Below are 14,570 nucleotides of genomic sequence, written 5' to 3'. Positions count from 1 at the left end.
CCCTACAGATACGCCGCCCATGTCCTGCAACCGCCACAAGATCCACTTCCTGCGCGAACTCATTCCCTCGTTCGAGTGCGTACCCGGCTGCCACGATTGCTGCGGCCCGGTCACCACTTCAACTGAAGAAATGGCCCGCCTGCCGCGCAAGACCCCGGCCGAACAGGAAGTGGCCCTGGAGCACCTGAACTGCGTGCACCTGGGCCCCGACGGCTGCACCGTCTACGAAGAACGCCCGATGATCTGCCGCCTGTTCGGCACCACCCCGCGCCTGGCCTGCCCGCGTGGCCGCGGGCCTGAGCAGCCGATCGACCCGGCGGCCGAACAACTGGTTCACAGCTATATCGCCAGCACCCGCCAGGTGCTGGTCTGACGCCTCAGTCCGGAATCGGCAGGCACAGGCTCTCTTTCACTTCTTCCATCACGATGTAGCTCTTCGACTCGCGCACGTGCGGCAGCTTCAGCAGGATGTCGCCCAGCAGCTTGCGGTACGAGGCCATTTCCGAGATGCGCGCCTTCACCAGGTAGTCGAAATCGCCCGACACCAGGTGGCACTCCAACACGTGGGGCAGCTTGAGCACGGCGCGGCGGAACTCCTCGAAGGTGTCGCCGGACTTGTAGTCCAGGCTGATCTCGACGAACACCAGCAGGCTGCCCTTGAGGTGCTGCGGATTGAGCCGGGCGTTGTAGCCCATGATGATCCCCTCGCGCTCCAGGCGGCGCACGCGCTCTGTGCAGGGGGTGGTCGACAGCCCGACTTTCTCGCCCAGTTCGGTGAACGAGATACGGCCGTCATTCTGCAGGATGCGCAGGATATTGCGGTCGATCTTGTCCAGTTCACGCTTGCTCTGGTGCTGGGTTCTCATAGGGGATGCCCCTCCGTCAAAGGCGATTTTGCCGAGAATTCTCGCCAAATATAGGCGTTTATATAGTGAATTGCACTGGGCTCTCCTTCATACAATGCGCGCATCCATGCCATATCAACAAAAGACTGCGGCGAGCCGCGTGCGAGGGATGAACAATGCGAGTACTGGTACTAGGTAGCGGTGTGATCGGAACCGCCAGTGCCTACTATCTGGCCCGGCAAGGTTTCGAAGTCACGGTGGTCGACCGCCAGCCGGCGGTGGCCATGGAAACCAGCTTCGCCAACGCAGGCCAGATCTCGCCCGGCTATGCCTCGCCGTGGGCCGCGCCAGGCGTGCCGCTCAAGGCCATCAAGTGGCTGCTGGAGCGCCACGCCCCACTGGCCATCAAGCTCACCGGCGACGTCGACCAGTACCTGTGGATGGCGCAGATGCTGCGCAACTGCACCGCCAGCCGCTACGCGGTGAACAAGGAGCGCATGGTGCGCCTGTCCGAGTACAGCCGCGACTGCCTCGACGAGCTGCGCGCCGAAACCGGCATCGCTTACGAGAACCGCAGCCTGGGCACCACCCAGCTGTTCCGCACCCAGGCCCAGGTGGATGCCGCGGCCAAGGACATCGCCGTGCTGAAGCAGTCCGGCGTGCCTTACGAGCTGCTCGACCGCGACGGCATCGCCCGCGTCGAGCCGGCCCTGGCCGGCGTGAAGGATATCCTCGCTGGCGCCCTGCGTCTGCCCAACGACCAGACCGGCGACTGCCAGCTGTTCACCACCAAGCTGGCCGACATGGCCGTCAAGCTTGGCGTCGAGTTCCGCTTCGGCCAGGACATCCAACGCCTGGACTTCGCCGGTGACCGCATCAACGGCGTGTGGATCGACGGCAAGCTGGAAACCGCCGACCGCTACGTGCTGGCCCTGGGCAGCTACTCGCCGCAACTGCTCAAGCCGCTGGGCATCAAGGCCCCGGTTTACCCGCTCAAGGGCTACTCGCTGACCGTGCCGATCACCGATGGCGACATGGCGCCGACCTCGACCATCCTCGACGAAACCTACAAGGTGGCGATCACCCGTTTCGACAACCGCATCCGTGTTGGCGGCATGGCTGAGATCGCCGGTTTTGACCTGTCGCTGAACCCGCGTCGACGCGAAACGCTGGAGATGATCGTCAACGACCTTTATCCTCGCGGCGGCGACCTGAGCCAGGCGAGTTTCTGGACCGGCCTGCGCCCGGCCACCCCGGACGGCACGCCGATCGTCGGTGCCACCAAGTTCCGTAACCTGTTCCTCAACACCGGTCACGGCACCCTGGGCTGGACCATGGCGTGCGGTTCCGGCCGCCTGCTGGCCGACCTGATTGCCCGCAAGAAGCCGCAGATCAGCGCCGAAGGCCTGGACATCTCGCGCTACGGCAACAGCCGCGAAGCAGCCAGCCAGGGCCAGCCGGCGCCGGCGCACCAGTAAGCGGGCGCCTGTACCGGCCTCTTCGCGGCTAAAGCCGCTCCCACAGATAGCGCGATTTCTGTGGGAGCGGCTTCAGCCGCGAAGGGGCAAACACTGATCGACCTGTTCCCTCACCCCGGCGCGGTGGGTACCTACCCCCATCTGCCGCGCCGGGGATTTCTACATAACCAGAACTGCCAGAAGGCTGCCGCCATGCGTCCCGCCCGTGCCCTGATCGACCTCCAAGCCCTCCGTCACAACTACCGCCTGGCCCGTGAGCTGACCGGTGCCAAGGCCCTGGCCGTGGTCAAGGCCGACGCCTATGGCCATGGCGCGGTGCGTTGCGCCCTGGCCCTGGAAACCGAGGCCGACGGTTTTGCCGTGGCCTGTATCGAGGAAGCCCTGGAGCTGCGCGCGGCCGGCATCAAGGCGCCGGTGCTGCTGCTCGAAGGGTTCTTCGAGGCCAGCGAGCTGGCACTGATCGCCGAGCACGACCTGTGGTGCGTGGTGCATTCGCTGTGGCAACTCGAAGCGCTGGAACAGACCCAGGTGCACAAGCCGCTGACCATCTGGCTGAAGATGGACACCGGCATGCACCGCGTCGGCGTGCATCCCAAGGACTACCACAACGCCTACCAGCGCCTGCTGGCCAGCGGCAAGGTGTCGCGCATCGTGCTGATGAGCCACTTCGCCCGTGCCGACGAACTCGACGCCACGGCCACCGAGCAGCAGGTGGCGGTGTTCGAAGCTGCCCGCCAGGGCCTCAGCGCCGAGTGCAGCCTGCGCAACTCGCCGGCAGTGCTGGGCTGGCCGAGCATCAAGAGCGACTGGGTGCGCCCGGGCATCATGCTGTATGGCGCCACCCCGTTCGAGGTGGAGCAGGCCCAGGCCGCCCGCCTGCAACCGGTGATGACCCTGCAATCGCGGGTGATCAGCGTGCGCGAACTGCCGGCCGGTGAGCCGGTGGGCTATGGCGCCAAATTCGTCAGCCCTCGCCCGACCCGGGTCGGCGTAGTCGCCATGGGCTATGCCGACGGCTATCCGCGCCAGGCCCCCACCGGCACGCCCGTGGTGGTCGCCGGCAAGCGCGCCCAGCTGATCGGCCGGGTGTCGATGGACATGCTCTGCATCGACCTCACCGAGGTGCCCGAGGCCACCGTCGGCAGCCCGGTCGAGCTGTGGGGCAAACAGGTGCTGGCCAGTGACGTGGCGCTGCAGGCCGGTACCATCCCTTATCAAATCTTCTGCAACTTGAAGCGCGTGCCGCGGGACTATATCGGCGAATAAGGCGCCGAAGCGGACAGGCTGCGGGGCGGTGTGTTGTAAATACTGAACGGCATTGCCATCATATCGTTCACACATTTCCCCACCTGACCCCTTCCTGGAGGCCCACGCTTTGGACGTCGGTGAACGACTGCAAGCCATCCGCAAGCTCAAGGGCCTGTCCCAGCGCGAACTCGCCAAACGCGCCGGGGTGACCAACAGCACCATCTCGATGATCGAGAAAAACAGCGTGAGCCCCTCCATCAGCTCCCTGCGCAAAGTGCTCAGTGGCATCCCCATGTCCATGGTCGAGTTCTTTTCGGTCGAACTGGCCCCGGAAAGCCCGACGCAGATCGTCTACAAGGCCCACGAGCTGATCGACATCTCCGACGGCGCGGTGACCATGAAGCTGGTCGGCAAGTCGCACCCCAACCGTGCCATCGCCTTCCTCAACGAGGTCTACCCGCCCGGCGCCGATACCGGCGAAGAGATGCTCACCCATGACGGCGAAGAGACCGGCATCCTCCTGGAAGGCCGCCTGGAACTGGTGGTCGGCACCGAGATCTTCATCCTCGAAGCCGGCGACAGCTACTACTTCGAAAGCACCCGCCCGCACCGTTTCCGCAACCCGTTCGCAGAGCCTGCCCGGTTGATCAGCGCGGCCACCCCGTCGAACTTTTGATCCAGCGCAGTGCATTGATTCGCCAATACCCTTTCCCCGGGTGTGGTCGTTCCACGCTTTCAGGAGTGCCGCTATACTTTTCAACGCTCGCTATACCGTGGCCGCGAGCGTGATTAGCCACCATGAGGGTGTACGTGTGAACCAAATCAAGAAGATGCTGGCCGTACCAGCAGCCGTATTCGCCCTTTGGGCAATGAGCGCTACCGCTGCGACCAACGACGATATCGCCAAGCGCCTGGCGCCGGTTGGGCAAGTCTGCGTTCAGGGCCAGGAATGCAAGGGCATGGAAGTGGTCGCCAGCGCTGGCGGCGGCGGTGCCAAGACGCCGGACGACATCATCGCCAAGCACTGCAACGCCTGCCATGGCAGCGGCCTTTTGGGTGCGCCGAAGATCGGCGACACCGCGGCCTGGAAAGAACGCGCCGACCACCAGGGCGGCCTCGACGGCATCCTGGCCAAGGCCATTACCGGGATCAACGCCATGCCACCGAAAGGCACCTGCGCGGATTGCTCGGATGATGACCTCAAAGGTGCGATCAAGAAGATGTCCGGGCTGTAGGCCTGACTGATCCGCGTAAAGCCCGCCTCCGATGGCGGGCTTTTGTTTTTGTGTCGTCTGCACCGGCCTCTTCGCGGGTAAACCCGCTCCCACAGGTTGAGCGGAGGTCCTGTGGGAGCGGGTTTACCCGCGAAGAGGCCGGTGCAGGCAACCAATGGTCTAGAGGGTGTCAGAAATTTTGTGTTCGGGCATAACATGAGTAAGAGGTGCATGTATGCCAACCAAAAAGAAACCGCTTCGAGAGTTACCGAAGGTCCCGAAAGAGCTGCTTGAACAGTTTTCCGCAACCCCACTGATGACCGCAGAGGCTATCGAAGAGGCCTCTGCCGCCTTCAAGAAAGCGCTGATCGAGCGGGCCCTGAACGCCGAACTTGGCCATCACCTGGGCTATCCTCCGGGCGCGCAGCGCCCAGAGGATGAGACCAACCAGCGCAATGGCACGAGTGGCAAGACAGTGCTGACAGGCGATGGCCCGCTACGGCTGGATATCCCTCGGGACCGTGACGGCAGCTTCTCGCCCATTCTGATCCCCAAGCATGAGCGCCGTTACACCGGATTCGATGACAAAATCATCGCCATGTACGCCCGTGGAATGACGGTCAGAGAGATCCGGGCCTTCCTGTCCGAGCAGTATGGAACCGACGTTTCACCCGATTTCATCAGCTCTGTGACAGACGAGGTCATGGAAGAGATTGGCGCGTGGCAACAGCGGCCACTGGAGCCGATGTACCCGGTCATTTTCTTCGATGCACTGCGGGTGAAGATCCGCGAAGAAGGCCTGGTTCGCAACAAGGCCATTTACTTGGCCCTGGGCGTTCTCCCCGACGGTACGCGCGATATCCTGGGCATCTGGATCGAGAACACCGAGGGTGCGAAGTTTTGGATGAAGGTCTTTAACGATCTCAAGACGCGCGGTGTTGAAGATGTGCTGATTGCCGTGACCGATGGCCTCAAAGGTATGCCAGAGGCTCTCAGTGCCGTGTTTCCAGAGACGACGTTGCAAACGTGCATCGTGCACCTGATCCGCAACAGCCTCGACTACGCGGCCTGGGACAAGCGGCGGGCTCTGGCCAAGGAGCTGAAGCCGATTTACCAAGCCATCAATGCCGAAGCGGCTGAGCAAGCACTCGATGAGTTTGAGAACGGGCCGTGGGGCGAGAAATATCCGACGGTGGTGGCTGCTTGGCGACGGGCTTGGGATCGCGTGATTCCATTCTTTGTTTTCCCGCCCGCCATCCGAAAGGTGATCTATACCACCAACGCCATCGAGAGCATCAATGCCCAGCTACGCAAGGTCATCAAGACTCGCGGACATTTCCCGAATGATGATGCAGCGACCAAACTGATTTGGCTGGGATTGCGCAACATCACAGCCAATTGGGGAAAACCGGCCCATGACTGGAAAAGCGCGATGAATCAATTTGCGATTCTGTACGGAGATCGGTTCATCAGGCCAGCCTGGTGAAAATCAGGGCCTGCCTAACGGCAGGCCGTTACCGGCCCGCACACAAAAAATCTGACAGTCCCATGGTCTAAGGTTCATGTCCAACCCCTGAACCCGCAGATCTCGCTGGAGGCCCCGATGCAGCGCTGCCCCATCGACCAGGCCGTGGACGAAGTCCTGAAGCGCCTGCCCAGTCATATCCACATGGGCCTGCCCCTGGGCCTTGGCAAACCCAACGCCTTCGTCAACGCCCTCTACGCCCGCATCCGCGAGTTGCCCCAGCGCCGCCTGACCATCTACACCGCCCTGTCCCTCGGCCGCCCACCCCTGGGCGATGGCCTGCAACGGCGCTTCCTCGAACCCTTCGTCGAGCGCGTGTTCGCCGATTACGAAGAGCTCACCTACGTCGCCGACCTGCGCGCCGACAGCCTCCCGCCGAACATCCGTGTCGAGCAGTTCTTCATGCAGCCGGGCAGCCTGCTGCACAGCGTCTCGGCACAGCAAGACTACATCAGCAGCAACTACAGCCACGCCGCCCGCGACATCAACGCCAAGGGCCTGAACCTGGTTGCGCAGCTGGTGGCGGCCACGCCTGAACGCCCGGATCACCTCAGCCTGGCCTGCAATCCCGACATCACCCTCGACCTGCTGCCGATGATCGAAAAGCGCCGCGCGGCCGGCGAAACCATCCTGCTGCTCGGCCAGGTGCACAGCGAACTGCCTTACATGCCCGGCGACTCGGAGCTGGCCATTACCGACTTCGACCTGCTGATCGACGAACCCGAGCAACGCCGGCTGTTCTCCACGCCGAACATGCCGGTCTCCACCCAGGACCACTGCATCGGCCTGCACGCCAGCAGCCTGGTGCGCGACGGTGGCACCCTGCAGATCGGCATCGGCGCCATGGGCGATGCCGTGGCCGCCGCCTTGCTGGCCCGCCAGGGTGACAACGACGGATACCGGGCCCTGCTCGAGGCGTTGGATATCGGCCCGTGGCAGGTACTGATCGAACGGGAAGGGGGCCTGGATAGCTTCGCCCAGGGCCTGTACGGCTGCAGCGAGATGTTCGTCAACGGCCTGCTGGCCCTTGCCGAGGCCGGTGTGGTGCGCCGCCCGGCGGACGAGCAGGGCGTGCTGGTGCATGGCGGTTTCTTCCTCGGCCCGCAGGCGTTCTACCAGCGCCTGCGCGAGATGCTGCTGGCGCAGCGCGCGCAGTTCGCCATGACCCGCATCAGCTTCATCAATGAGCTGTACGGCCAGGAAGACCTGAAGCGCCGCCAGCGCCGCGACGCACGCTTCATCAACACCGCGTTCGGCATGACCCTGCTCGGCGCCGGTGTGGCCGACCAGCTGGAGGATGGCCGGGTGCTCAGCGGTGTGGGCGGGCAGTACAACTTCGTCGCCCAGGGCCATGCGCTGCAGGGCGGGCGCTCGATCCTGCTGCTGCGCAGCTGGCGCGAGGCGGGTGGGGAGGTCAGCTCCAACCTGTACTGGACCTACGGCCACTGCACGATTCCCCGGCACCTGCGCGATATCGTGATCACTGAATACGGCATCGCCGACCTGCGCGGGCAAACCGACAGCGAGGTGATTGCGCGGTTGCTGGCGATCAGTGATTCACGCTTCCAGGCTGAGCTGATGGCGCAGGCCAAGGCGGCGGGCAAGCTGGCAAAGGGCTTCGAGCTCGACCAGCGCTACCGCGACAACACCCCCGAGCGCCTGGAGGCGATCCGTGCGCGGCATGGGCGGTTGTTCCCGGAGTACCCGCTGGGCAGCGACTTCACGGCCCAGGAGCGCGACCTGCTGCGGGCGCTGAACTGGTTGAAGAGCAAGTTCAAGCTGAGCGAGGTGCTGGAGCTGGGCAAGGCGGCACTGGATGCGCCAGGGCCCGAGGGGTATGAGGCGCACCTGGTGCGCATGCAACTGGATCAGCCGAAGGGGCTGAAGGAAGAGCTGTACCAGCGGTTGTTGCTGGCGGGGTTGGCGGCGACTCGATGATGCCGGGCTGCACGGAACCCTGTGGGATCGGGTTTACCCGCGAATGCGATGGTGGATCCGACATCATATTCGCGGGTAAACCCGATCCCACAGGATAGGTGTGTGGCCTTACTCGATGAACGAAACCACACCGCCTTCCAGCGACTTAACCCGCGCCAGCGATTCAACGCGGTAGCCCTGGCTGTCCAGCTCGGCACGGCCGCCCTGGAACGACTTCTCGATGACGATGCCAAGGCCCGCCACGGTGGCGCCGGCCTGCTTGATGATCGAGATCAGCGCCTGGGACGCCTTGCCGTTGGCCAGGAAATCGTCGATCACCAGCACGCGGTCGCTGCTGTTGAGGTGGCGCGGCGAGACGGCCACGGTGTTCTCGGTCTGCTTGGTGAAGGAGTACACCGAGGCGGTCAGCAGGTTCTCGGTCAGGGTCAGCGACTGGTGCTTGCGGGCGAAGATCACCGGCACGCCGAGCTTCAGGCCGGTCATCACCGCCGGGGCGATGCCGCTGGCTTCGATGGTGACGATCTTGGTCACGCCCGAGTCGGCGAACAGGCGGGCGAACTCGTCACCGATCAGCTGCATCAGCGCCGGGTCGATCTGGTGGTTGAGAAACGCGTCGACTTTGAGAACCTGATCGGAAAGCACGATGCCTTCTTCGCGAATCTTCTGATGCAGTGCTTCCACTTTGTTTTCCTCGATGTAGCAAAGGTGGCCGCAAATAGCGGCAAAGTTAAAGAGTAATGGTTGATCAGCGTTTGAGCATGGCCCGGATATCGGCCAGCGCGTTGTTGCCCCGCGCGGCTTTGACTTCGACCGGCGCATCGTCCAGGCCTTCCCAGGCCAGGTCGTCCGGCGGCAGTTCATCGAGGAACCGGCTCGGCGTGCAGTCGATGATTTCGCCGTACTGCTTGCGCTTGGCGGCGAAGGTGAAGGCCAGGGTCTGGCGCGCGCGGGTGATGCCCACGTAGGCCAGGCGGCGTTCCTCTTCGATGGTGTCGGCCTCGATGCTCGAGCGGTGGGGGAGGATCTCCTCCTCCATGCCCATGATGAACACGTAGGGGAATTCCAGGCCCTTGGAGGCATGCAGGGTCATCATCTGCACACCCTCGGCGTTCTCTTCCTCTTCCTGCTGGCGCTCGAGCATGTCGCGCAGCACCAGCTTGCCGATGGCGTCCTCGATGGTCATGTCACCCTCTTCGTCCTTCTCGAGGGTGTTCTTCAGCGCTTCGACCAGGAACCAGACGTTGCTGATGCGGAACTCCGCCGCCTTGTCGCTGGCGGTCTGCTGGCGGATCCAGTTCTCGTAGTCGATGTCGCGGATCATCTCGTGCAGCGCGGCAATCGGGTCTTCCAGCGCCACCTTGTGGCGCACCCCGTCGAGCCAGTGCTTGAAGCGCTGCAGGCGCTCGGTATAGCGCGCATCCAGGTGCTCGCCCAGGCCCAGCTCCTCGCTGGCGGCATACATCGACACGCCGCGCTCGGTGGCGTAGTTGCCGAGCTTTTCCAGGGTGGTCGAGCCGATCTCGCGGCGCGGCACGTTGATCACCCGCAGGTAGGCGTTGTCGTCATCCGGGTTCACCAGCAGGCGCAGGTAGGCCATCAGGTCCTTGACCTCCTGGCGGCCGAAGAAGCTGTTGCCGCCGGACAGGCGATACGGCACCTGGTGGTGCTGCAGCTTCAGTTCGATCAGCTTGGCCTGGTAGTTGCCGCGGTAGAGGATGGCGAAGTCGCTGTACGGGCGGTTGGTGCGCAGGTGCAGGGTGAGGATTTCCATGGCCACGCGTTCGGCCTCGGCTTCCTCGTTCTTGCAGCGGATCACGCGGATTTCGTCGCCCACGCCCATCTCGCTCCACAGCTGTTTCTCGAACGCATGGGGGTTGTTGGCGATCAGCACGTTGGCGCAGCGCAGGATGCGGCTGGTGGAGCGGTAGTTCTGCTCGAGCATGACGATCTTCAGGGAGGGGTAGTCCTCCTTGAGCAGCATCAGGTTCTCCGGCCGCGCGCCACGCCAGGCATAGATCGACTGGTCGTCGTCGCCCACCACGGTGAACTGGTTGCGCATGCCGATCAGCATCTTCACCAGCAGGTACTGGCTGGCGTTGGTGTCCTGGTATTCGTCCACCAGCAGGTAGCGCACGCGGTTCTGCCAGCGCTCGAGCACTTCGGGGTGCTCCTGGAACAGCTTGACCGGTTGCAGGATCAGGTCGTCGAAGTCCACCGCGTTGAACGCCTTGAGCGTGCGCTGGTAGTGGGTGTAGACGATGGCGGCGGTCTGCTCGCGCGGGTTGCGCGCCTTTTCCAGGGCCTCGGGCGGCAGGATCAGGTCGTTCTTCCAGGCACCGATCATGTTCTTGATCTCGTCGATGCCGTCGTCGCCTGCGTATTCCTTCTGCATGATGTCCGACAGCAACGCCTTGATGTCGGACTCGTCGAAGATCGAGAACCCCGGCTTGTAGCCCAGGCGCTCGTGCTCCTTGCGGATGATGTTCAGGCCCAGGTTGTGGAAGGTGCACACCGTAAGCCCTCGGCCTTCCCCTGGACGCAGCAGGGTGCCGACCCGTTCCTTCATCTCGCGGGCGGCCTTGTTGGTAAAGGTCATCGCCACGATGTACTGGGCACGGATGCCGCAGTTCTGGATGAGGTGGGCAATCTTGCGCGTGATCACGCTGGTCTTGCCGGAGCCTGCACCAGCGAGCACCAAAAGAGGGCCGCCAACGTAGTCTCGGGCTTCCTGTTGCCGGGGATTGAGTCGGGACATGCTAGAAACCGGGGGTCGCCAGAAAATAGCCGCGCATTCTAACAGGCATCCAGGGTTTGTGGCGCGACCGTCTGACGTGTGAGTCAACCTTTTACCGCCCGCCGGGCGGGGTTTTTCACGGCTTGGCAGGGCGATACTGCCAACCGCCATGTAAATCCCCGAAATCCTGTTTGCCGGTTGCGCGGGTTTCGCGCAGGATGCACGTCAAAATGCGACGGGGCACTGGTCAAGGACGGCCATGACTAAAAGTGAAAATCATTTTCATTTGTTGCGGTAGGATACACCGCCCCCCGCCGTTCCACCGTCCACGCCTAAGGAGCCCGCTTGTCCACGCCCGCCGAACCCCTGCGTTTGCTGCTGTTGGCCGATGAGCCGGAATGGGCCGCACGCTTGCGCGAATGCCTGCAGCCTCTGGGTGGGAGTGCGGTGCTGCTGACCGCGCCGAACTGGGCGGCGGTCGACAGCCTGTTCGCCAACGACCGCCAGGCCGTGGTGCTGGCCACCCCCGAGCTGCAGCCAGCCCCCGGGCGCTGCGAGCTGCCGACCATCCTGCTGCTAGAGCAGGAGCCTGCGGCTACACCGGTGGGCGTCAGCGACTGGCTGGTGCTGGCGCAACTGGGCACCGACACCCTGCGTCGCTCCCTGCGCCATGTGCGCGAGCGCGGCGTACTGGTCGCCACCCTGCAACGTCTGGCCGAGCAGGACCCGCTGACCGGCATTGCCAACCGCCAGGGCTTCCAGGCCTTGCTGACCACGCGCCTGGCCGAAAACGAAGGCCGCGGCCTGGCCCTGGGCCACCTCGACCTCGACAACTTCCGCCACGTCAACGATGCCCTCGGCCACCAGGGCGGCGATCGCCTGATCCTGCAGGTGGTGGCACGGCTCAAGAGCCAGCTCGAAGCCACCGACCAGCTGGCGCGCCTGGGCAGTGACGAGTTCGCCCTGCTGATCGACACCCGGCGTGACGCCAACCGCGCCGAATGGATCGCCGAACGCATCACCGAGGCCCTGACCGAACCGTACTGGATCGACGGCGAAAGCCTGCTGCTCGGCTGCAGCCTGGGCATTGCCCACGCCCGCGCCCAGGCCGGCGCCGACCCGCTGATGTGGCATGCGCACATCGCCATGCGCCAGGCCAAGGGCAGCCAGGGTTGCACCTTCCATGTGTTCAACGAGCGCATCAACCGCAACGCCCGCAGCCTCGCCGACCTGGAAAGCGAGCTGCGCCGCGCCCTGCGCCGCGACGAGCTGGAGCTGCACTACCAGCCACGTCTGAACCTCACCGACGGCCGTATCGTCGGCCTTGAGGCCCTGGTGCGCTGGAACCACCCGGAGCGCGGCCTGCTGCCGCCCAGCGAGTTCGTGCCGCTGGCCGAGCAGAGCGGGCTGATCGTGCCGCTGGGCTACTGGGTGATCTCCCGTGCCCTTAGCGATATGCAGGCCTTGCGCGAACGCGGCCTGGCGCCGCTGCACATGGCGGTCAACCTGAGCTTCCGTCAGTTCCAGGACAGCCAGTTGCTGGCCACCCTGAGCCGGCTGATCGTCGAGCATGGCGTCGATGCGCGCTGGCTGGAGTTCGAGCTGACCGAAACGGCGGTGATGCGCCGCAATGAGCTGGTGCGCCAGACCATGGATGCCCTCGGGCGCCTCGGTGTGCGTTTCTCGCTGGATGACTTCGGCACGGGCTTCTCCTCGTTCGTGCACCTCAACAGCCTGCCGATCACCCTGCTCAAGGTCGACCGCAGTTTCGTCGGCGGCATGGAGCAGCGCGAAGAGAATCGCAAGTTGGTGCACGCGATGATCAACCTGGCGCACAACCTCAACCTGGAAGTGGTGGCCGAAGGGGTCGAGAGCGAGGAGCAGATGGCATTGCTGCGTGAGTTCGGCTGTGACCAGGTGCAAGGCTTCCTGGTCAGCCGGCCGCTGCCGGTGGCGGAGTTGATCGAGTACCTGTTGCAGGCCTCGGAGCCCAAGTTGGCGGAAGTCCTCTAAGGCCTCTTCGCCGCACCGCCGCGAAGAGGCCGCAAGATCAGGCCGAGACGGTAGCCTTCTGCACCATCCCCGCCTTGCCAATCATCCGCTTCATCCGCCACTCAAAGGCAAACGTCAGCGCCACCGAGGCACAGGCCAACCCCAGCGCCAGCCCCCACCAGATCCCCGGCGCCCCACCGCCGAGGGTGAAGGCGAACAACCAGGCACTCGGCGCGCCCACCAGCCAGTAGCACACCGCGCCGATCAGGAAGGTGGTGCGGGCATCCTTCAAGCCACGGATCGAGCCCATGGCGATGGTCTGCACGCCGTCGAACAGCTCGAACCAGGCCGCCACCATCACCAGTTGCACCGCCAGCTGGAAGATCGGCGCAAAGGCCGGGTCGTCACGGTTCACCAGCAAGCCCACCAGGTTGTCCGGCAGCAACAGGAACAGCGCGGCAAAGCCAAGCATCAGCGTGGCACCGAAACCGATCCCGACACGCCCGGCACTGCGCGCCGCCAGCAAGTTGCCGGCGCCGTAGTACAGGCCGACGCGCATGGTCACCGCATACGAAAGCCCGGTCGGCACCATGAACGCGGTCGAGACGATCTGCAGGGCGATCTGGTGCGCCGCGAGTTCCGTGCTGCCAAGCACGCCCATGCACAGCGCGGCGAAGGCGAACAGCCCGACCTCGACCATGTAGGTACCGCCGATCGGCAGGCCCAGGCGCCACAGCTCGCGCAGCGCCGGCAGCGAAGGGCGCATCAGGCCCTTGCGCAGTGGGTAGGCGGCATAGGCCTTGTGCCAGCGGATGTACAGCGCCAAGGCGATGGCCATGCCCATCGACACCACCGCGGTGACCAGGCCGATGCCCATCAGGCCCAGCTTGGGCAGGCCGAACATGCCCTCGATCAGCGCATGGTTGAGCAGGTAGTTGAGCACGGTGCCCACCAGGCTGATGACCATCACCGGCGTGGAGCGCCCCAGTGCACTGGTGAAGCCGCGCAGGGCCATGAACGTCAGGTAGCCGGGCAGGGCCAGCGGCAGCAGGGTGAGGAACTGCATGGCCGCGTCGACGTTCTCCGGCTGCTGGCCGAACAGCAGCAGCGCCGGCTTGAGGTTCCACAGCACCAGCGCTGCCGCCAGCGCCAGGCCCCAGGCCAGCCACAGGCCGCTCTGGGCCAGGCGGGTGGCGCCTTCGATGTCGTTGGCGCCCTTGCGGATCGCCACCAGTGTGCCGACCGCGGCGATTATCCCCAGGCAGAAGATCGATACGAACGAATAGCTCGCCGCCCCCAACCCGCCACCGGCCAGCGCCTGCGGGCTGATGCGGGCCATCATCAGGGTGTCGGTGAGCACCATCAGCATGTGCGCCAACTGCGAGGCGATCAGCGGCCCGGCCAGGCGCAGCAAAGCCTTCAGTTCGGTAGTGGGCGCGACGTGCATGGGCTTGTCCTTGTGGGTGGGGCAATGAGCGAGCGGTCGATTCTGAGGCTTCGGTCAGCTTTGCACAAAAGGATAAATGCGATCACTGCCATGAGTCTGACTCATGCATGTATGATCCAGTGCACTGCCTCCACGGCCCCGCATGCCAG

The 14,570-nt window shown here is 64.3% G+C and carries 12 protein-coding genes; 8 read left to right on the top strand and 4 right to left on the bottom strand.

All coding sequences use genetic code 11. From position 1 onward, the window contains the following. Positions 1-19: 19 nt before the first annotated feature. Entirely contained in the window at positions 20-373 is a 354-nt protein-coding gene (locus EJA05_RS27440; RefSeq protein ID WP_125861099.1) for a YkgJ family cysteine cluster protein, read from the top strand. 4 nt (positions 374-377) lie between these two features. On the opposite strand, the gene dadR is transcribed toward EJA05_RS27440, so the two are convergent. Further along, the gene (gene dadR, locus EJA05_RS27435) at positions 378-866 is read right to left on the bottom strand and encodes a transcriptional regulator DadR (RefSeq protein WP_003258963.1); all 489 of its coding nucleotides are present in this window, start codon (positions 864-866) and stop codon (positions 378-380) included. A 155-nt stretch (positions 867-1,021) separates the two neighbouring features. Here dadR and dadA point away from each other — a divergent pair, with 155 nt between their 5' ends. From dadA to EJA05_RS27400, 6 genes are all read left to right on the top strand, one after another. Beyond that, positions 1,022-2,323 carry a D-amino acid dehydrogenase gene (dadA, locus tag EJA05_RS27430; RefSeq protein WP_125861097.1) on the top strand — a complete coding sequence of 434 codons (1,302 nt, stop codon included), beginning with the start codon at positions 1,022-1,024 and terminating at the stop codon, positions 2,321-2,323. A 192-nt stretch (positions 2,324-2,515) separates the two neighbouring features. After that, positions 2,516-3,589 carry an alanine racemase gene (gene alr / locus EJA05_RS27425; protein ID WP_125466047.1) on the top strand — a complete coding sequence of 358 codons (1,074 nt, stop codon included), beginning with the start codon at positions 2,516-2,518 and terminating at the stop codon, positions 3,587-3,589. Between the two features lie 109 nt (positions 3,590-3,698). Next, positions 3,699-4,247: a cupin domain-containing protein gene (locus EJA05_RS27420; protein ID WP_110992018.1), complete on the top strand. Its 549-nt coding sequence runs from the start codon at positions 3,699-3,701 to the stop codon at positions 4,245-4,247. Positions 4,248-4,401: 154 nt separating this feature from the next. Continuing rightward, positions 4,402-4,806, top strand: a complete 405-nt coding sequence (locus EJA05_RS27415; RefSeq protein ID WP_125861449.1) for a c-type cytochrome — start codon at positions 4,402-4,404, stop codon at positions 4,804-4,806. Between the two features lie 214 nt (positions 4,807-5,020). Next, on the top strand, positions 5,021-6,271 hold the full coding sequence (locus EJA05_RS27405) for an IS256 family transposase (RefSeq protein ID WP_125861095.1): 1,251 nt from the start codon (positions 5,021-5,023) through the stop codon (positions 6,269-6,271). Positions 6,272-6,388: 117 nt separating this feature from the next. Further along, positions 6,389-8,248, top strand: coding sequence for an acetyl-CoA hydrolase/transferase C-terminal domain-containing protein (locus tag EJA05_RS27400; RefSeq protein ID WP_125861093.1), 1,860 nt, complete (start codon positions 6,389-6,391; stop codon positions 8,246-8,248). 108 nt (positions 8,249-8,356) lie between these two features. Here the strand turns inward: EJA05_RS27400 and xpt are convergent, their stop codons facing one another. Next, on the bottom strand, positions 8,357-8,929 hold the full coding sequence (gene xpt, locus EJA05_RS27395; protein WP_125466045.1) for a xanthine phosphoribosyltransferase: 573 nt from the start codon (positions 8,927-8,929) through the stop codon (positions 8,357-8,359). 64 nt (positions 8,930-8,993) lie between these two features. Further along, complete coding sequence (gene rep / locus EJA05_RS27390; RefSeq protein ID WP_125861091.1) at positions 8,994-11,003, bottom strand: DNA helicase Rep; 2,010 nt, start codon at positions 11,001-11,003, stop codon at positions 8,994-8,996. A gap of 324 nt (positions 11,004-11,327) precedes the next feature. Here rep and EJA05_RS27385 point away from each other — a divergent pair, with 324 nt between their 5' ends. Next, entirely contained in the window at positions 11,328-12,995 is a 1,668-nt protein-coding gene (locus tag EJA05_RS27385; RefSeq protein ID WP_125861089.1) for a putative bifunctional diguanylate cyclase/phosphodiesterase, read from the top strand. 37 nt (positions 12,996-13,032) lie between these two features. On the opposite strand, the gene EJA05_RS27380 is transcribed toward EJA05_RS27385, so the two are convergent. Further along, on the bottom strand, positions 13,033-14,421 hold the full coding sequence (locus EJA05_RS27380) for a NorM family multidrug efflux MATE transporter (RefSeq protein ID WP_125861087.1): 1,389 nt from the start codon (positions 14,419-14,421) through the stop codon (positions 13,033-13,035). Between the last annotated feature and the right edge of the window lie 149 nt (positions 14,422-14,570).

The sequence above is a fragment of the Pseudomonas oryziphila genome, from assembly GCF_003940825.1.
GTDB classification, from domain to species: Bacteria; Pseudomonadota; Gammaproteobacteria; order Pseudomonadales; family Pseudomonadaceae; genus Aquipseudomonas; species Aquipseudomonas sichuanensis.
Note: the sequence above shows the minus strand (reverse complement) of the source record. Positions and strands in the feature narration are given on the sequence as shown.